Here is an 18,267-nt window from a genome sequence, read left to right as displayed (position 1 = left end):
GCAAGTTGTAACATTGTAAAGAATGTTAATCAGTTAAGAATAATTGATCTCAGGCATTAAACTGTACAAAAAATAACCTTATTCTGACTGTGCACAGGGGCTGACAGAGGAGGAATGAGCATGTCCGTTGACAGACTGAAACGCGATCTGCTGAACAAGCTGATCAACGCCCGAATCGACCTTGCCGCATATCTGCAGCTGAGGAAGGCGAAAGGGTATATGTCAGTCAGCGAAAGCGAACATCTGCGTGATAATTTCTTTGAACTTTGCAATTTCATGCGTGAAAAAGCACCGATCCTGAAAGCGGAATACGCCGAAAGCGAATGTATTGCGCTGCGCCGCGCCGCCGAGGTGCTCTCCATTGCCGGGGTTTGTCTGATGAACGGACGCCATGACTGCCCGACTTTTATCGCTGTAAACGCGGAGAAGCTTGAAAACTGCCTGACAACGCTCTCTCTATGCATCATGTGTCTGAACGAGCACGCGAAGCTTGAACAGCACTGATTCCGGGGGAGGCAACTCCCCCTTCTGATTAAGCTTTTGTAAAAGTGATAACGCGCCCGGACGTAGTGGCTAATCTTTATGCCATATGCCGATAAAGGAGCGCGTTATGCACCGATCCTCGCTGATTTTCCTGCCTGCGTTGTTATTTCCGTTTTCGCTCCTTGCTGCGCCTGATGCGGTTAAGGTTGAGGTATTGCAGAACAAACTCGAACACCCCTGGTCGCTGGCGTTCCTGCCGGATAACAAAGGGCTGCTCGTGACGTTGAAGGGCGGCCAGTTGAAACACTGGCAGGCCGGGAAAGGGCTGTCAGACCCGATAACAGGGGTGCCCAAAGTCTGGGACAACGGACAGGGAGGGCTGCTGGACGTGGTGCTGGCGCCGGATTTTGCCACCTCGCGCCGCGTCTGGCTGAGCTACGCCGAGGCAGGCGCTGACGGCAAAGCCGGAACGGCAGTGGGTTACGGGCGCTTAAGCGACGATCTTTCCCGCCTTGAGGCGTTCCAGACGGTGTTCCGTCAGATGCCGAAACTCTCCACCGGTCACCACTTTGGCGGAAGGCTGGTATTTGATGGCAAAGGCTATCTGTTTATTGCGCTGGGCGAAAACAACCAGCGCCCGACGGCGCAGGATCTGGATAAACTCCAGGGGAAAGTGGTGCGCCTGACGGAGGATGGCAAAGTCCCGCCGGATAACCCCTTTGTGAACACCGCCGGTGCGCGGCCGGAAATCTGGTCTTATGGCATTCGTAACCCGCAAGGGATGGCGATGAACCCGTGGAGCGACACGCTGTGGCTTAACGAACACGGCCCGCGTGGCGGGGATGAGATTAACATTCCGGAGAAAGGGAAAAACTATGGCTGGCCGCTGGCGACCCACGGTATCAACTACAGCGGATTAAAAATTCCTGAGGCGAAAGGTGAACACGTTGAAGGAACCGAAAAACCGCTGTTTGTCTGGAAAGTCTCACCCGCCGTGAGCGGAATGGCGTTTTATAACAGTGACGTGTTCCCGCAGTGGAAAAACAAGCTGTTTATCGGGGCGCTGAAAGAGAAGGATGTGATCGTGCTGAGCGTGAACGGCAACACGGTGACCGAGGACGGGCGGATCCTGGGCGACCGGAAACAGCGCATTCGCGATGTGCGCGTCGGTCCGGACGGCTATCTGTATGTTCTGACCGATGAAACGGACGGGCAGTTGCTGAAAGTCAGCCCGTCCGGGAGGTGATCAGCTTACCGGAATCATCACCACGTTACGGTAGGCCGGGCGTTCGCTCAGCTGTTTAAGCCAGCGCGCCAGGTGAGGGCGCGGCGTCCACGTCAGACCGAGGTTGGTCAGGTTCCAGACAAATGGCGCAACGGCAATATCGCCCACGCCGAAGTCCGCACCCGAGAACCAGGCGTGTTTCGCCAGCTCATCGTCCATCATCGCAAACAGATTTTCACAGGCGTCCTGCGCCGCATGAATGGCGGGATAGTCGCGCTCGGCTTCGGGGGTTCTGACCAGCCCCATCAGGATCACGCGGTGCGTGGGGGAGAGCGTCTGGTTGGCCCAGTCCATCCATTTTTCCCCCTGCGCGCGGCGGGCCGGATTTTCTACCCACAGACGGCCTTGCCCATACTGGGCGGCCAGGTAGCGGACAATGGTGTTGGATTCCCACAGCGTGGCGTCCGTCTCATCATCGCGCAGCAGCGGCACCAGACCGTTCGGGTTCATCGCCAGGTAGTCGGCGTCTTTATTAACCCCATACTGCAAACCCGCCATTATCTGGTTAAACGGTAAATCCAGCTCCTCCAGCGTCCAGAGCACTTTTTTGACGTTGGTCGAATTATTCCTTCCCCACAGCGTAATCATAATTACTCCCGATAAGATGTGAATCCGAGTCAGCTTTTCGCCATGGTGAGATAAACCTAACAATTACGCAACAGAAGAGAAAAAAATCGCCTTAATCAAAGCGTATCTGAATGTTATTGCATAAACTTTAATAACTTTACCCTCGTTGGGTTTCATTAACCGTTTTAGTGCGCTATTACTCATCGCTTCTTGCGACACGGTGATGTGACGTAATTTTTGAATGGACACTCGGGTGGCATTTATGACGCGAAAAATGACTTCTCTGCGCAGCCTGGCGGCAGGCTCCGCGCTCCTTTTCCTGTTTGCACCAACTCTCTATGCGGCTGAGCAGGCTGCGCCCGAAGCGCCGCCGGTAGATGCGCGTGCCTGGATCCTGATGGATTACTCCAGCGGTAAAGTGCTGGCGGAAGGCAATGCGGATGAGAAACTCGACCCGGCCAGCCTGACCAAAATCATGACCAGCTACGTGGTTGGCCAGGCGTTGAAGGCGGGTAAGATCAAGCTCGACGATATGGTCACTATCGGGAAGGATGCCTGGGCGACCGGCAACCCGGCGCTGCGCGGGTCATCGGTAATGTTCCTGAAACCGGGCGATCAGGTTTCCGTTTCCGATCTGAATAAAGGGGTGATTATCCAGTCCGGCAACGATGCCTGTATCGCCCTGGCAGATTATGTTGCGGGAAGCCAGGACTCGTTTATTGGCCTGATGAACGGCTATGCGCAAAAGCTGGGTCTGACCAATACCACCTTTAAAACCGTCCACGGTCTGGATGCGCCGGGCCAGTTCAGTACCGCGCGCGATATGGCGCTGCTCGGCAAGGCGCTCATCCACGATGTGCCGGACGAATATGCCATCCACAAAGAGAAAGAGTTTACCTTTAATAAGATCCGCCAGCCGAACCGCAACCGTCTGCTGTGGAGCAGCAACGTCAACGTTGACGGGATGAAAACCGGCACCACGGCCGGGGCGGGTTATAACCTGGTGGCCTCCGCGACCCAGGGTGACATGCGTCTGATCTCGGTAGTGCTGGGCACCAAAACCGACCGTATTCGTTTTAACGAGTCAGAAAAACTGCTGACCTGGGGCTTCCGCTTCTTTGAAACCGTGACGCCGATTAAACCGGATGCCACGTTCGTCAGCCAGCGCGTCTGGTTTGGTGACAAGAGTGAGGTGAACCTGGGGGCCGGTGAAGCCGGGTCGGTGACCATTCCACGTGGTCAGCTGAAAAACCTGAAAGCGAGCTATACCCTGACCGATCCGCAGCTCACCGCGCCGCTGAAAAAAGGCCAGGTGGTCGGGACGATTGATTTCCAGTTAAACGGTAAGTCGATTGAACAGCGTCCGCTGATTGTGATGGAAGCGGTCGAAGAGGGCGGCTTCTTCAGCCGGATGTGGGACTTCGTGATGATGAAATTCCATAGCTGGTTTGGCAGCTGGTTTAGTTAAGTCTTCCAGCTTTTCACCCTCTCCCGGTGGGAGAGGGCCGGGGTGAGGCATCAGACCGCACCCCTCTCAATACATCAACTTCACCTGCTGCGCCTTCGCGTAGGTCACGTATTCTTCATCCGGGCGGCAATCGCTGACGATGGCATTGAACTGTGCCAGTTCGCCCATCCGTGCCGGACGCACCTTGCCGAACTTGCTGTGATCCACCACCAGCACATGGTACTGCGCGGCGCTTAACGCCCAGTGTTTTACCGGTAGCTCTTCCAGGTTAAAACAGGTCGCCCCCTGACGGGTACTCACGCCCGCCGCGGAGTAAAACGCGATATCCGGGCACAAATTGCTGAGCGTGTCCTGAAGATTGAGCGGTTTAAAAATGGCGTTGCTGGCATGGAACTCACCGCCGCAGAGGATCACCCGGCACTCGGGTTTCTCCTGAAGGGCCAGGAAGGTGTTCAGCGAGTAACACACGGCGGTAAAGGGGATGCTGCTGTCGATGGCTTCGATTATCCACGGCGTGGTAGTGCCGCAGTCAAAAAACAGCGTCTGGTGCGGTTGCACCAGAGAGGCCGCCAGACGGGCGGCTTTGCGTTTCTCTTCAACCAGGCGCGTCTTTTGATCGCTGATCAGATAATGACTGGCGCTACGTGGCTCCAGCACAATATAGCCGCCCAGCAGCACGACGGGCGCGCTCTCGCTGTTCAGGTCACGGCGAATGGTCATCTCTGAAACGCCGAGGAGGGTAGCGGCTTCCTTAAGATGAAGCTTATCACTGCGCTTCAGCGCCTGTATCAACTGAGCTATGCGGTCATCGCGGCGTGTTTCCATAGATCCTCAGGATGAAAAAGTGAGCCCCCGCAGGGCGGGGGCTCAAGTGTAACCTGTCATACCGGGGTTAGTCACGTATCCAGCCTTTGCGGATCGGGATAGCGAAAAGGGTGCGATAGAGAGACGAGAGCCCGCGATACAGCGCCAGCCCGAAGAGGTTCCACAGGATCGCCGCGCTGACGCAGCCGATCAGCCCCACCAGGAAGCCGCCAACCATATCCAGCGGCCAGTGTACGCCCAGATACACGCGAGACCAGGCAATGGCGACCGCAATGGCCATCAGCAGCGCACCTGACCACAGGCGATGCCAGAACAGGAAGGCCAGCGCAAAAGCAAAGATCACCGTACCGTGATCGCTTGGGAACGAGTCATCCGGCGCGTGGTGCAGGAAGGTATAGCCGACGTGTTCGACAAAAGGACGATCGTGCGGGAAGGCGAGACCCAGAACATAGCTGACCAGCACGCTGACCCCGAGCGTCATCGCCACTTTGATCACCAGCTGACGCTGCGCGTTGACCTGGCTGCGCGGTCCCCACAGCCAGAGGATAGCCGCCAGCACAGGCACAATACTGATCAGATCTTTTGCCAGGAAAGTGGCCAGATCGATCATCCACTCAGGCGAGGCCGGGGTGGCGTTGATCAGATAAAACAGCTGGTAATTAAGATTCTCTAACATAGCGTTTTTACTCTTTAGCAAACCAGGCAGAAACGAGGCCGTAGACCGCTACCTGGGAAAACCAGACCCACCACCCAGCCCACAGGTTGTGAGAGAAAAAATGCGCCCCGCGCATGACCTGACCAAAGCCCATCGCCAGACCTAACACCACGCCGAAGGCCACAAAGCTCCAGGCGAGACGCGGACGCTCGCGCCAGAAGGCAAAGAACAGACCCATCACCATAAAGCCGCTGGACGCATGGCCGCCGGGGAAGCAGCGACCAGGACCGCTGTCTGCCGGAGCGGAACTGAACAGGGGGTAAGAGACGGCCTTACCGCCATACTCCACCAGATCCCACGGGCAGCTGTGATGGCTCAGGCTTTTCAACACGCCAACCACCAGCGTGCCAAGCCCCATCAGCAGTGCGGCAGTGACCAGTCTCGTATTGCGCTTCCAGGCACCGTAAAACAGCGCCCCAACCGCCATGGCAATGGCGATGTACTTCGCCAGCCGGTGGTTCAGCAGATCCAGCAGCGGGTTTTTCTGCAGCGGGAAACGGTGTGTTGCCGCGTCATACCAAAAGCCAGTGATCCATTTATCAAGCGTTTCGCCACGAGAAAGCCAGGTAAACACCACGGCAAGAGCGATCAGCACTAAAAGCTGATAACCATAAAAGCGCACAGGCAGGCGGTAAAGTTGTTTTGTCTTATTTGTCTGTAACTTAGACAATTCTGAACGAGGGGATATGCGGGTCATAGAGTTGGTTGGTAGCGTGAAATATGGCTATCATATTGGTGTCAACTTAAGGAAACCTTAAACAACGACGATAAATGCTTTATTTCTGTTTCTTCTGGATAATTTGCTATCTCAGACAGCGGCAATTCATTACACTCATCGCGATTTTTTCATCATAAAGAGATTGCATGTTAAACCGTTCTTCTTCGGGTACGCGTCTGGGTCGTCAGGCGTTACTTTTCCCTCTGTGTCTGGTGCTTTACGAGTTCTCTACCTATATCGGCAACGATATGATTCAGCCCGGTATGCTGGCCGTGGTGGCGCAATACAACGCAGGTATTGAATGGGTGCCGACCTCTATGACCGCCTATCTGGCTGGCGGCATGTTTTTACAGTGGCTGTTAGGGCCGCTGTCGGATCGTATTGGCCGCCGTCCGGTGATGCTGACGGGCGTGGTGTGGTTTATCGTGACCTGTCTCGCCACGCTGCTGGCGCAAAACATTGAACAGTTCACCCTGCTGCGTTTCCTGCAGGGGGTAAGCCTGTGCTTTATCGGTGCCGTGGGGTATGCCGCCATTCAGGAGTCCTTTGAGGAGGCGGTGTGTATCAAAATCACCGCGCTGATGGCGAACGTGGCGCTGATTGCTCCGTTGCTGGGGCCGCTGGTGGGCGCCGCGTGGGTGCATGTGGCACCGTGGGAAGGCATGTTTGTGCTCTTCGCCGTGCTGGCCGCCATCGCGTTCTTTGGCCTGCACCGCGCAATGCCGGAAACGGCCACCCGACTGGGTGAGACGCTGTCGCTGAAAGAGCTGGGACGGGATTATAAAGCGGTGCTGAAAAACGGCCGCTTTGTGGCAGGCGCGCTGGCGACGGGCTTTGTTAGCCTGCCGCTACTGGCGTGGATCGCCCAGTCACCGGTCATTATCATCAGCGGTGAACAGCTCAGCAGCTACGAGTACGGGCTGCTGCAGGTGCCTATTTTTGGCGCACTGATTATCGGTAACCTGGTGCTGGCGCGTCTGACATCACGACGCACGGTGCGCTCGCTCATCATCATGGGCGGCTGGCCGATTGCGGCGGGCCTTACCGTGGCCGCGGTGGCGACGGTGGTATCATCTCATGCCTATCTGTGGATGACGGCGGGATTGAGTATTTACGCCTTCGGTATTGGCGTGGCGAATGCCGGGCTGGTGCGTCTGACGCTGTTTGCCAGCGAGATGAGTAAAGGCACCGTTTCGGCGGCGATGGGGATGCTGCAGATGCTGATTTTTACCGTCGGGATCGAGGTGAGCAAGCACGCTTATGCGCTCGGCGGCAACGGTCTGTTCAGCCTGTTTAACCTCGCCAACGGCGTGCTGTGGGTTATCCTGATGGTGATGTTCCTGAAAGACAAACGCGTCGGGAACGCCCTGCAGCCATAATTCTTATTCCCTCTCCCGGTGGGAGAGGGGCAGGGTGAGGGCACCAGAGCGCACGGAATCAATTAAACGGTGCTTCTCTGTTGAGCACCTTATCAATCACATCCAGTACGCCTTCCTCGTTATTATGCGGCGCTTCAAACCGCGCCGCTGCTTTAATATGCGGTCTGGCATTCGCCATCGCAAAGCTGAAGCCTGACTGGCGCAGCATCTCCACATCGTTCCCGCTGTCACCGAAAGCCACCACCTCGCTGTCGTCAATGCCCCAGCGCTGTTGCAGGATCCGCAGGCCGTTGGCTTTATGCACGCCGGGGATAATCAGATCGATACTGCCATGGCCGGTCGTGACGGGCACCATAATGTCGTTGAGTTTTTCGTGCAGCATGGCCTGAATGCGCGGGATTTCATCATCAGAAACGTTGAGTCCGAACTTGAAGAAAATATCGTTCAGGTTGTCGAAATCACTTACCATTTCGAGGCGATGATAGTACTTCGCGGCGATAGCTTTGAACTCATCGTCATAGGCTTTGAGCGTATAGGCACTGCCTTTGCCGCAGGCGATAATCTCAATGCCGGGAACGTCGTTTAGCACGGCAGCAACGGTGTCGAAGTGCGTTTTCGACAGTTCACCGTTAAAAACATCTTCTCCGGCGCTGACCACCCAGCCGCCGTTTTCGGCGACAAACGCAATCTCATGCGCAATCTCCGGGAAGAAGGAGATCAGCTGGTAATACTGGTTACCGCTGGCCACCACAAAGCGAATACCTTGCTCCTTCATGCGCGCATACTGCGCCAGAAAACGTTCGCGATTGTAGGTTTTCGCGTCGCTCAGGAAGGTGCCATCCATGTCGACTGCAATCAGTTTAACGCTCATATCCCTTCTCCAGTGTCGTTTGTTCTTTTTCCGGCTTCGCCACGGCGCGCGCCACCAGCGCCGCAATCATGACCAACCCTAATACCACCAGCATGGCGCTGCGCAGCCCGTAGTGCCCACCCAGGAAGCCCAGCAGCGGCGGCCCGACCAGGAAGGCCAGATAGCCTGTGGTTGCCACCACGCTGACGCGCGTCGGGGCATCCGGGCCGGTATCGCTGGCGGCGGAGATGGTCAACGGGAAGCCAAGTGAGGCACCCAGGCCCCAGAGGATCACCGATACGCCGGCAATCCAGTCCACATCCACGAAGATGATCATTGCAATGCCCAGCCCGCCGAGCAGGGCGCTGGCGCGCACCACCGCCACGCGGCTGTAGCGGTCGATAAACCAGCCGCCGGTAAAGCGTCCGACGGTCATCCCCAGCGTAAACCCGGCGTAAATCAGCGAGCCGGAGGTCGGACTAAAGCCGTGGCCGTCCACCATCAGCAGCGGCAGCCAGTCGTTGGCGGAGCCTTCAGCAAACGCCATCGCCAGCACCACCACGCCGATCAGCATCAGCTGGAAATCACGGTAGAACGGCAGCCCTTTTTCCGCCGTTTTATGTTCATCAGCGGTGTTCTTGCCCGTGCCGTCCGGAATGGCGCGGATGCCGGTCAGCACCGGCACAACAGAGATCAGCGCGGCCAGCAGGATATGCAGATTCGCGCTCACGCCGGAGGCCGTCAGCGCCATGCCCACGCCCGCACCGGCCAGCGTGCCAAGGCTGTAAAAGCCATGCATCATTGGCAGCACGGTTTTATTCATCTCGCGCTCGACCGCAGCTCCTTCAACGTTAATGGCCACTTCTGCCGCGCCAAAGCTGCCGCCAAAGATCAACAGACCCAGGGCAAACAGGACCGGCGAGGCATACCACAGCGCCACGCTGAGCACCAGCATCCCCAGTATTGCGCAGCACATGGTGGTGCGGATCACCGCCCGGGTACCAAAGCGCTTCACCAGCCACGCCGAGCAGAGAATACCGCTCATTGAGCCTATCGACAGGCCAAACAGCACAATGCCCATCTCCGCGGTGGAGACCGACAAAATATCGCGGATCGCCGGGGTACGCGTGGCCCAGGACGCCATCAGCAGACCCGGAATAAAGAAGAACATGAAAAGCGCCCACATGCGCAACCGCAGGGCCTTACGGGGTGAGGTCAGAGTCATTGAGATAAGCACCAGAAGCACAACAATAGCGACAACACTAGCAAGTTTGTGTACATTTGTACACAAATCAGATGAGGCATGTATGAGCAGACCACCAAACGACCCGCATCGCCGGGAGAAGATCCTGCAGGCGACGCTGGACACCATTGCTGAGCACGGTATCCATGCCGTCACGCACCGTAAAATCGCCAGCTGTGCCGGGGTTCCGCTGGGGTCAATGACCTACTATTTTGACGGCATGGAGTCGCTGCTGGAAGAGGCTTTCACGTGGTTTACCCGGCAGATGTCGCAGCAATACCGTGATTTCTTCGCGGGGGTAACCAGCCCGGAGATGGCGTGTGAATCCATCACCACGCTGATCCACAGCTCGCAGGTGACGACGCCGCACAACATGGCGCTGATGTACCAGCTCTACACTTTTATGCACCGCAGCGCGGCGCTGAAAACGGTAATGCAGGACTGGATGCAGATGAGCCAGACGACGCTTGAGCAGTGGTTTGACCCGGTCACCACCCGCGCGCTGGACGCCTTTATCGAAGGAATGACGCTACACTTTGTCACCGACAGAGCGCCGCTGACGCGTGAGGAGATCCGGGCGATGGTGGGAAGGATTGCAGGCGAGGGGAACCGCTAGCCTGCAGGCCCGCCTCTATTTCTGAGTGATTTTTTTCCCGCTGGCATCCACGACGGCTTCACCGTCCTCTTTCGTAAATGCCCCTTTCTGCGCATCCGGCAGAATATCGAGGACCACTTCAGACGGGCGGCACAGGCGGGTGCCCAGCGGCGTCACCACAATCGGACGGTTAATCAGGATCGGGTTTTGCAGCATAAAACCGATAAGCTGGTCGTCAGTGAACGTCTCTTCTGCCAGACCCAGTTGCTCATAGGGCTCCACGTTTGTACGCAGCAGCGCCCGCACCGAAATGCCCATGTCGGCAATCAGTTTGATCAGTTCATCGCGTGACGGCGGATTTTCCAGATAGAGAATGATCTCTGGCTCGGTGCCGCTGTTGCGGATCATCTCCAGCGTGTTGCGCGAGGTGCCGCAGGCGGGATTGTGGTAAATGGTGATGTTGGTCATATCAGTGGCTCATTACAGTGTGAAAGTGAGACGTAACGCCAGCGCGGCGAGCGTCACAAACAGAACCGGCAGCGTCATGATGATGCCCGTCCGGAAATAGTAGCCCCAGGTAATGGTCATGTTTTTTTGCGCCAGCACGTGGAGCCAGAGCAGGGTGGCGAGACTACCGATAGGCGTGATTTTTGGCCCCAGATCGCAGCCAATCACGTTGGCGTAAATCATCGCTTCTTTAATCAATCCTGTTGCCGTGCTGCCATCAATAGAGAGTGCGCCAATCAGCACCGTGGGCATATTGTTCATTATGGATGACAGGAAGGCGGTGATGAACCCGGTTCCCAGAGTAGTCACCCATAAACCGTGGGTGGACAGCGCATTCAGCACGCCTGAAAGGTATTCGGTTAACCCGGCGTTACGCAAACCGTAGACCACCAGATACATCCCCAGTGAGAAGATGACGATCTGCCACGGTGCGCCGCGCAGCACTTTTCCGGTATTAATCGCGTGTCCGCGTTTTGCAACGGCGAATAAAATCAGCGCGCCAGCTGTTGCAATGGCGCTGACCGGAATGCCGAGAGGCTCAAGCACAAAGAAGCCGACGAGAAGAAGCAGTAGCACTATCCAGCCTGTTCTGAAGGTCGGGAGATCGTGAATGGCCCGGGCGGGCTCCCGGAGTTTCGCAAGATCATATGCCGGTGGAATTTCCTTGCGAAAGAACAGATGCAGCATCACCAGCGTGGCAGCAATCGCGGCGATATCAACCGGGATCATAACCGAGGCGTATTCGCTGAACCCCAGCTTAAAGAAGTCTGCCGACACAATGTTGACCAGGTTCGAGACAATCAGCGGCAGGCTGGCGGTATCGGCGATAAAACCTGCCGCCATCACAAACGCCAGCGTGGCCTGCTTGCTGAACCCCAGCGCCAGCAGCATGGCAATGACGATAGGTGTCAGGATCAACGCTGCACCGTCATTGGCAAACAGCGCCGCAACGGCCGCACCCAGCAGCACGATATAAGTAAACAGCAAACGCCCCCGACCGTTTCCCCAGCGGGCGACATGCAGCGCCGCCCACTCGAAAAAGCCGGACTCATCCAGCAGTAGGCTGATGATAATAACGGCGATAAACGTCGCCGTGGCATTCCAGACGATATTCCACACCACCGGAATATCGTTAAGATGGATCACGCCGCTGGCCAGCGCCAGCACGGCGCCAATCGTCGCGCTCCAGCCGATACTGAGCCCTCTGGGCTGCCAGATGACCAGTATCAGCGTAAACAGAAAAATTACCCCTGCCAGAAACATCGTTTACTCCGTTATATCTGTTTTTATGAATGTGTTTAACACGACCCAGGAAGGCTATTCTTTAGCCTTGCACGCGTTTCTTCCCGCAGGCAGTTCCAGCTGTTATCGATGACGGTAGCTGCCCACGCAGGCATGTTCGGAGACAAACGGTAATAGACCCACTTCCCCTCACGACGGTCGATAACCAGCCCGGATTCGCGAAGTAAGGCCATATGGCGCGAGACTTTCGGCTGTGACTCCGTGGTTGCGGAGCAGAGATCGCAGACGCATAGCTCACCGGCTTCACGCAGAAGCATGACGATGGAGAGCCGCGTTTCGTCGGAGAGGGTTTTGAAAAGCTGGAGCGGGTGGAGCATGGTTGAACCCTGCGGATAGCTGATACATATTTGTTTAATCATATATGTTTGAGGCGGGGGAGGGAAGAGGGGGGATGATGGAGCATAAAATTTGAGGGAACAAAAAAATATTTATGTAATGGGTTAGTGAAAATAATTATTTGTAATGCAAACAATAGGTTAGTTAAATGCTTAAAGGTGGCGATTACGATGTGTTACCAACCGCTATCGTCACCTTTATCAGACGGTATTAGTTCAATCGCCAGGGGCCTTTATCTTCCACTTGCGCTACTAATCCATCAGCTTTTAATTCGCGCAGTAGGGCTACAACCCAGTATTGTTGCTGTGTACTCAGGGCTTTTGGGTAATTACCCCAATCTAGGCCACAAAGTCGAAACACTTCGGCTTGTTTTACGCCCTTACCATTCTTGTTTCCGTCTGGATGTTTTTGAAGAACAGATATCGCTAATTCTTTTGCCTTTGAACGAAGTTTATGTCCTTGCTGTAGCAGGTCTTTCATAACAGGGAATCTCGTTAAGTAAAAATAGAATACGTTCTGGCTTTAAAAATACACTTCATGTGTCCTTGAATCGTCAGTAACCACTGTTGCTAGCAGAATAATACGAAAGGTTGTTTCGATGTGATCAAGTGCCAGGCTAGCATAGCGCATGGTCATTGCTGTTTCGTTGCGTTTAGATGTGAGTGATATTCATGTAACGCATTATGAATGATACAAGCAACATAAGAAATCCTGTTCCGGCAAGTGGACCTTTTTCTGTTTTAAGCAAGAATACAGAGATGCTTCTGAATAATATTCCCCCAATGCCTAAAGTGACGAGCAATTTTACTGTATGACCTATGATATAATGTAAAGCTATGGCGGCGCATAAAATTGAAATTATTGTGATGCACAGATATAGCATGGGTGTTAAATTTTCAAACAAAAAAACTCTAAAGTAATATATTGCAACGGCAATTGCTAGCAGAGATAAACAAAAGAATATTATTTGTAATTGTGCGAATATTTCTTTAAATCTCATGGAGATATCTCTGTCAACATTATCCCTTAAACGGGAGAAATATTCAGAAAGCGATTGATTGATCTTACCTCTCCAGGTGGACGGCATGAAATAATCACATCCCATCAGCAAAGACGCCACTATTTGACATGATAGAACGGCAATCTCACTAAAAACCATTACTTACTCTCATCGTATCGTTAACCCTTCAACGATTACTTTGTATCATAACTCAGACATTATGGCCTCGATTATTTACATTCTATATAAATGAATCATAGCGAATCTCTTCTTTCGGAGTTTCGTTATATGGCTCAGAATTTCCACCGTGGGGTGCGCGTAGTCGAATAAACGAAGACACCCGATCCATTACCACGGAGATGACCGTCATTGTGGGCATGGTCTGCGCCAGCGAGGATGCCGATGCAGCAATCTTCTACGCAATGAACTGGTTCTGCTAATTGTTGTCCTGATCACCAGCGAACAAGTCCGGCACGCTCGTCCGTTCGCTCGATGCGATTTCAGGCCAGACCAAACTCTAAAAGAAAGCAGGAGCAATTAGCCTACTAATACAGGCCTGCTGGCGCAGTGTTACAGCAACAGTCACTGTACTGCTAATCTCCTTTTGAAACCCCTTTCATCAGCAATCTCCATCAATCTTGCCTCGGCAGCAGCCAGCCTCCGCATTTCCGAAAGCGTAATTTTAAATTCATGAGCATTCCTCTGAATATTTAATGGAAGGGGAATAGATGCGATCAGTTTATCCTCAAGCTCCCAGGGCGCTTCGACAGGTATCCAGTGAACCCTGGCATTCTTTTCCATCCAGACATCAAGCCACTGCTCGCCAGGATGAGTAAATGTCATTCTGGATCCAGATCCCACACGGCGCAGCGGAAAGCCACTTGAACTACTCAATAACACACCCAGCGTGCGCCTGAGCGTTGAGCCAGCGGCATTGCCGCTATAGTGCGTTTTGATGCGTTTCCTTAAGTTCGAACGGCTGTTAGGTTTCCCTCGCTGGTCGGGTGAGATACCCACATACAACAGCGTGTAGCCGTCAGAGGTAACGCACCCCTCTGTCGGTACACCTGGAGGAATTTCCTTAAACCACCAGAAGTAGATGCCATTTACTGGCGGAACTGGTGATGGTTTGCTCATCACTTCCGTTCTGCTGTAGATTCTCTCGGGATAAAAAACGAACATGCGGCTTTCCTTGCTGATCTTTTTACTGATTTTATTCTTTTGCTGGCAGGGGACGATGATTTTCATGAGGAAGGGACAAAAAAATTAAATGGGATGCTGATTTTGAACAGACGGATTATTCGAAATCTTCTGCTATCTGAAAATGTGATTGTAAGTGGTTGTTTTTCCGAGCCAGAGAATTTCAGGCAACAAAAAACCCATTTATGTAAATGGGTTGCTAAAAACAATGACTTGTAATGTAATCAATAAATTATTTTGGTGGTGAATGGTGGTGATTACGGGGTAGTGCCAACCACTGCCGCCACTTTGTCGCCACTTCGGATCCACTTCTCGTACTCGTCTAATGCTTGCTCAACTTCGGCTAGATAAGATTTGAAGGAGTCTAAGACCATGGTCAATGCACCGTTCATAAAAAGAACTTGTTTTCCATCCTTTTTAAATAAATCAGGATGAGCATTCATGAGTTCGAAAATGAGTGTACTATTCTGTCCATCATTTTCTATATATTTAGCATCGTTGTGTGCACAACTATTTCTCAGTTTTGTTATTTTTCTGATGGTTGAATAGTGAGGCGATGTTTTCATGCCTAGTAGTTTTTTAATGAATAAATGACTTCTCTCAAATCCGCTACCTTTAAGATCTGAAATGTTGATTGGGGTTTGATGTTTACGAGCAAAGTTATTGCAGAACTTTTCAATCTCGTGCTCAAACATTCCGAAAATAGTTAAGAATACAGACCTGCGAAATACACTTGGGTAATATTCTAAGAACATGTCATCTAGATCAACAGATGAACTGTCAAGGCCCATGTAGTAATCGATGGACTGATAGAGGCCTTCTTCAGGAGAAATGTCAATTACATATTCTTCCGGACCTTTTTCTTTATATTCTGCAATCGCTTTCTCAATGGAAGATTCACTTTGTATTATTAATGTTTCGATGATGTTAAATGTTAGGGAGAAATCGAAAACTGGAAATTTTAATGAGAATTTAACCATTATGGAACCCTTTTAAAATTTACTTGATTAGCACTCAGTGTTGCTAGAGGATTAAAGCGAAGTGCTGTTTCTAAGTGATCAGGTGCTAGATGAGCATAACGCATTGTCATTTTGATGTCGTGATGTCCAAGGATTTTTTGTAAAGCAAGAATGTTACCGCCGGACATCATAAAGTGGGCCGCAAATGTGTGACGAAGAACGTGAGTCAGTTGTCCGCGTGGAAGGACAATTGAGGTTTTATCCATCACCGACAAATACTGGAAGTAGCAGTCAGTAAAGAATTTGAAGCCGTCCTGGGCAATGATTTCCTCATACAGCTCTTTGCTGATCGGAATGCTGCGGTTCTTTTTGCCTTTGGTCCTGACGAAAGTGATTCGATATTTTGTAACCTGTGAACGCGTGAGGTTCACCGCTTCGCGCCAACGTGCTCCGGTGCTCAGGCAGATTTTGACGTCAAGAGCGAGCAGTTAGCTTTGGCGTTGGCAGTCGCACAGAAGTTCTGTGATTTGTTCATGTGTGAGCCAGGTCGGCAAGGGTGAATTTACGCATGTTCTCCAGTGGGTTCGGTGCTGACCATTCATCGAGTCGGGCCAACTCGCTAAAGACACCACTCAGATAGCTTTGCTCCAGATTGATAGTTACCGGGCTGGCTCCTTTCTTCCATTTCTCGCTGAAGTAGATTTCACCCGTCAGGTGCTTATCACGGTAGTGTGCGAATAATTTGGAACTGAGATCAGTAGCGAGAGGGTTTCCGAGTGCATCGACCATCAGGAGCAGCTTGCCGTAAACATGCTCACCCGCGGTCAAAGATTTGCCGTGCAGTTTGAACCAGAGTTCAACAACGTCTTTTAGAGTTCGACGGTCTGTCGTTTCATCCAGCCAAGGCTTAGCCTCTGCCTCATCCATCTTGTGACGCTCAAAAGCCAGCGCTTCGCCTTTGGTGGCGAATTGCTTACGCACACGACGCCCACTGCGTCCGGCGGGGTAGCATTCGCAAATCCATTTTCCTATGTCGAGTTTTCGTACTGCCATAAAAGAAAGCCCCCATGTCTGAGGGCTAAATTTAACTGTATATTTGAACAGTGATCAATGTTTGTTTTTTGAAAAACAAGCATAACTCATTCGAAGGTTGTACTCAGTTCTATGAAATCATAATATTGTGATAAGTATAAGGATGTATCATATCGTTTTCGCAATGCCCATCCAATCTTCAAAAAGTTATCTAAGGTTTGCTCAATTGATATTCCACCATTAATCCAAGGTTCAGGATAATTATCACTGTGTATTACAGATACTGGCTCATCTATCTCAATGACAGATTGAGCTGCATGAATATATTCTGCTAAACTAACTCCTAGTTCTTTTGAATTATACTCATTTGTATAACGACCACTACTATTATAGTCTGACTTTGTAAAGCTTGATACGCCTGTCGTTTTTCTTGAGAGATCTAAGGTTATTTTTATTTCTTCAGATAAAAATTGAATGCGGCTTTTATCAACTTTTCGTGCCTTAAACATTGCATAAATTTCATTATCACGTGTGTTAAGTGATGATAATATTAATAATAAGATAGGGTCAAAATTTTTTTGAGTAATCATTATTATGTCAATTAATCTATTGAATAATTTAATGGAATCTCGAAGGTTAATTTTCAACGCTAACAACACAGATGCACAATTATAAATGAAGCCGTGAATATCTGGAGGGCAAGGTGACATCTTGCTTTTATATTCGTCGAAATTATTAGTGAAGTCTCCGCCGCAGAGAGTGGCCAAAAAATCGGACATTTTTGGTGTTGGTAATAAAAATCGCCTGTCAAAAAATCTATTAAGGTAATGGCTTGCAGAAAATTCACTCCCATATACCACTTTTATAGAATGTTGTAATTGTTCTGTATCCGTAGAAATAATGAATATAACGCCTGGTATGTTAAAAATGTGTTTTGTTATTTCAAGAAGACTAATGGCAAAATCAGGTCTACACCGATCTAATTCGTCAATTATAATAAATAGAGGTAGTTTCTTTTCAATGCCATCCTGTTGTTCAATGTATCTAACCCATTCACTAATCCCCTTTTTTATGGTGGCGATTTTATTTGCTTTTTCAGAATGTAAATCAAGTAATTTAGTCGATAAATCCTTTGTTAAATCTGAAAAGGTTTCAATGCCGGTGTATTTTTTTATTAATCCTTCAAGTAGTATCGGTGTTGCTGTTTTTAACAAAGGTCCTATGTTTGATATTGTATTATTCAACAGGGTGGTAAATTTATCTGATTGTCCAGTTAATTGCTCTTTTATTGAACTGAAAACAGTTAGTAATGGGTCATCAGAAAAATCTTCTTTCCATGCGTCTATATATACTGTTGCGTGCGCTGTTGATATTGTCTTTGCAAGACGTTTTGTGAAGTATGTTTTTCCAGCTCCCCACTCAGCATTTATATTAATTACAAGATTTGAGGTTTTACCATGCGCAATGCATACTTCATAAAGGTGTTTCCCATACTTTTGACGATCAAGAGTATCTGCAGGCAAGTTTTCACTTAGAAAATTACTATCTTGATCCCAATTCCATTCAATTTCCAGGTGATGCTGCCAACTTACTGATTTAGTGTATGATGGTGTTTTTGAGGTGCTCCAGTGGCTTCTGTTTCTATCAGCTGTCCCTCCTGTTCAGCTACTGACGGAGTGGTGCGTAACGGCAAAAGCACCGCCGGACATCAGCGCTATCTCTGCTCTCACTGCCGTAAAACATGGCAACTGCAGTTCACTTACACCGCTTCTCAACCCGTTACGCACCAGAAACTCATTGATA

The 18,267-nt window shown here is 51.3% G+C and carries 19 protein-coding genes and 1 pseudogene; 6 read left to right on the top strand and 14 right to left on the bottom strand.

Translation table 11 applies throughout. The features are described 5' to 3' along the window. The first annotated feature begins 120 nt into the window (after positions 1 to 120). Positions 121 to 504 carry a biofilm formation regulator BssR gene (gene bssR, locus APU11_RS04940; protein ID WP_013097430.1) on the top strand — a complete coding sequence of 128 codons (384 nt, stop codon included), beginning with the start codon at positions 121 to 123 and terminating at the stop codon, positions 502 to 504. 106 nt (positions 505 to 610) lie between these two features. Further along, the gene (locus tag APU11_RS04935; protein ID WP_038418988.1) at positions 611 to 1,729 is read left to right on the top strand and encodes a PQQ-dependent sugar dehydrogenase; all 1,119 of its coding nucleotides are present in this window, start codon (positions 611 to 613) and stop codon (positions 1,727 to 1,729) included. Here APU11_RS04935 and APU11_RS04930 read toward each other — a convergent pair whose 3' ends face one another. Continuing rightward, entirely contained in the window at positions 1,730 to 2,356 is a 627-nt protein-coding gene (locus APU11_RS04930) for a glutathione S-transferase family protein (RefSeq protein ID WP_013097428.1), read from the bottom strand. A 241-nt stretch (positions 2,357 to 2,597) separates the two neighbouring features. Between APU11_RS04930 and dacC the strand changes: the two genes are divergently transcribed. After that, positions 2,598 to 3,803, top strand: a complete 1,206-nt coding sequence (gene dacC, locus APU11_RS04925; RefSeq protein WP_014831210.1) for a serine-type D-Ala-D-Ala carboxypeptidase — start codon at positions 2,598 to 2,600, stop codon at positions 3,801 to 3,803. A gap of 66 nt (positions 3,804 to 3,869) precedes the next feature. Here the strand turns inward: dacC and deoR are convergent, their stop codons facing one another. The 3 genes from deoR to APU11_RS04910 all read right to left on the bottom strand — a co-directional run bounded on the left by deoR (position 3,870) and on the right by APU11_RS04910 (position 6,040). Further along, positions 3,870 to 4,628 carry a DNA-binding transcriptional repressor DeoR gene (deoR, locus tag APU11_RS04920; protein ID WP_013097425.1) on the bottom strand — a complete coding sequence of 253 codons (759 nt, stop codon included), beginning with the start codon at positions 4,626 to 4,628 and terminating at the stop codon, positions 3,870 to 3,872. A gap of 67 nt (positions 4,629 to 4,695) precedes the next feature. After that, a complete protein-coding gene (ybjG, locus tag APU11_RS04915; protein ID WP_020689884.1) occupies positions 4,696 to 5,304 on the bottom strand; it encodes an undecaprenyl-diphosphate phosphatase in 609 nt (202 codons plus the stop codon). Positions 5,305 to 5,311: 7 nt separating this feature from the next. After that, complete coding sequence (locus tag APU11_RS04910) at positions 5,312 to 6,040, bottom strand: phosphatase PAP2 family protein (protein ID WP_058650661.1); 729 nt, start codon at positions 6,038 to 6,040, stop codon at positions 5,312 to 5,314. Between the two features lie 167 nt (positions 6,041 to 6,207). Between APU11_RS04910 and APU11_RS04905 the strand changes: the two genes are divergently transcribed. Beyond that, positions 6,208 to 7,440: an MFS transporter gene (locus APU11_RS04905; RefSeq protein WP_013097422.1), complete on the top strand. Its 1,233-nt coding sequence runs from the start codon at positions 6,208 to 6,210 to the stop codon at positions 7,438 to 7,440. A gap of 58 nt (positions 7,441 to 7,498) precedes the next feature. Here the strand turns inward: APU11_RS04905 and APU11_RS04900 are convergent, their stop codons facing one another. Both APU11_RS04900 and APU11_RS04895 read right to left on the bottom strand, forming a co-directional pair. Beyond that, the gene (locus tag APU11_RS04900; protein WP_023620241.1) at positions 7,499 to 8,311 is read right to left on the bottom strand and encodes a Cof-type HAD-IIB family hydrolase; all 813 of its coding nucleotides are present in this window, start codon (positions 8,309 to 8,311) and stop codon (positions 7,499 to 7,501) included. Then, a complete protein-coding gene (locus APU11_RS04895; protein ID WP_058650660.1) occupies positions 8,301 to 9,515 on the bottom strand; it encodes an MFS transporter in 1,215 nt (404 codons plus the stop codon). Before APU11_RS04895 ends, APU11_RS04900 begins: the two co-directional genes overlap by 11 nt. Before the next feature lie 82 nt (positions 9,516 to 9,597). On the opposite strand from APU11_RS04895, the gene APU11_RS04890 reads away from it, so the two are divergent. Next, positions 9,598 to 10,149, top strand: a complete 552-nt coding sequence (locus tag APU11_RS04890) for a TetR family transcriptional regulator (protein ID WP_058650659.1) — start codon at positions 9,598 to 9,600, stop codon at positions 10,147 to 10,149. Positions 10,150 to 10,164: 15 nt separating this feature from the next. On the opposite strand, the gene arsC is transcribed toward APU11_RS04890, so the two are convergent. The 8 genes and pseudogenes from arsC to APU11_RS04850 form a co-directional block, all read right to left on the bottom strand. After that, complete coding sequence (arsC, locus tag APU11_RS04885) at positions 10,165 to 10,596, bottom strand: glutaredoxin-dependent arsenate reductase (protein WP_058650658.1); 432 nt, start codon at positions 10,594 to 10,596, stop codon at positions 10,165 to 10,167. A 12-nt stretch (positions 10,597 to 10,608) separates the two neighbouring features. After that, positions 10,609 to 11,898 (bottom strand): arsenic transporter, encoded by a 1,290-nt coding sequence (locus tag APU11_RS04880; RefSeq protein WP_058650657.1) that lies wholly within the window; start codon positions 11,896 to 11,898, stop codon positions 10,609 to 10,611. A 35-nt stretch (positions 11,899 to 11,933) separates the two neighbouring features. Further along, a complete protein-coding gene (locus APU11_RS04875) occupies positions 11,934 to 12,254 on the bottom strand; it encodes a metalloregulator ArsR/SmtB family transcription factor (RefSeq protein WP_044158760.1) in 321 nt (106 codons plus the stop codon). Between the two features lie 229 nt (positions 12,255 to 12,483). Next, positions 12,484 to 12,753 carry a hypothetical protein gene (locus tag APU11_RS26470; protein ID WP_058650656.1) on the bottom strand — a complete coding sequence of 90 codons (270 nt, stop codon included), beginning with the start codon at positions 12,751 to 12,753 and terminating at the stop codon, positions 12,484 to 12,486. A 1,102-nt stretch (positions 12,754 to 13,855) separates the two neighbouring features. Continuing rightward, positions 13,856 to 14,521 carry a GIY-YIG nuclease family protein gene (locus tag APU11_RS28735; RefSeq protein WP_230963137.1) on the bottom strand — a complete coding sequence of 222 codons (666 nt, stop codon included), beginning with the start codon at positions 14,519 to 14,521 and terminating at the stop codon, positions 13,856 to 13,858. A 209-nt stretch (positions 14,522 to 14,730) separates the two neighbouring features. Next, a complete protein-coding gene (locus APU11_RS04860; protein ID WP_058650653.1) occupies positions 14,731 to 15,453 on the bottom strand; it encodes a hypothetical protein in 723 nt (240 codons plus the stop codon). Beyond that, positions 15,453 to 16,485 (bottom strand): annotated as a pseudogene (locus APU11_RS04855) (tyrosine-type recombinase/integrase). Before APU11_RS04855 ends, APU11_RS04860 begins: the two are co-directional and overlap by 1 nt. Before the next feature lie 86 nt (positions 16,486 to 16,571). Next, entirely contained in the window at positions 16,572 to 17,987 is a 1,416-nt protein-coding gene (locus APU11_RS04850) for a P-loop NTPase fold protein (protein ID WP_239691328.1), read from the bottom strand. A 105-nt stretch (positions 17,988 to 18,092) separates the two neighbouring features. Between APU11_RS04850 and APU11_RS26460 the strand changes: the two genes are divergently transcribed. Beyond that, a partial coding sequence (locus APU11_RS26460) for an IS1 family transposase (protein ID WP_131729155.1) occupies positions 18,093 to 18,267 on the top strand: 175 nt, incomplete at its 3' end.

It is taken from the genome of Enterobacter sp. 50793107 (assembly GCF_001463365.1).
Classification (GTDB): Bacteria; Pseudomonadota; Gammaproteobacteria; order Enterobacterales; family Enterobacteriaceae; genus Enterobacter; species Enterobacter cloacae.
Note: the sequence above shows the minus strand (reverse complement) of the source record. Positions and strands in the feature narration are given on the sequence as shown.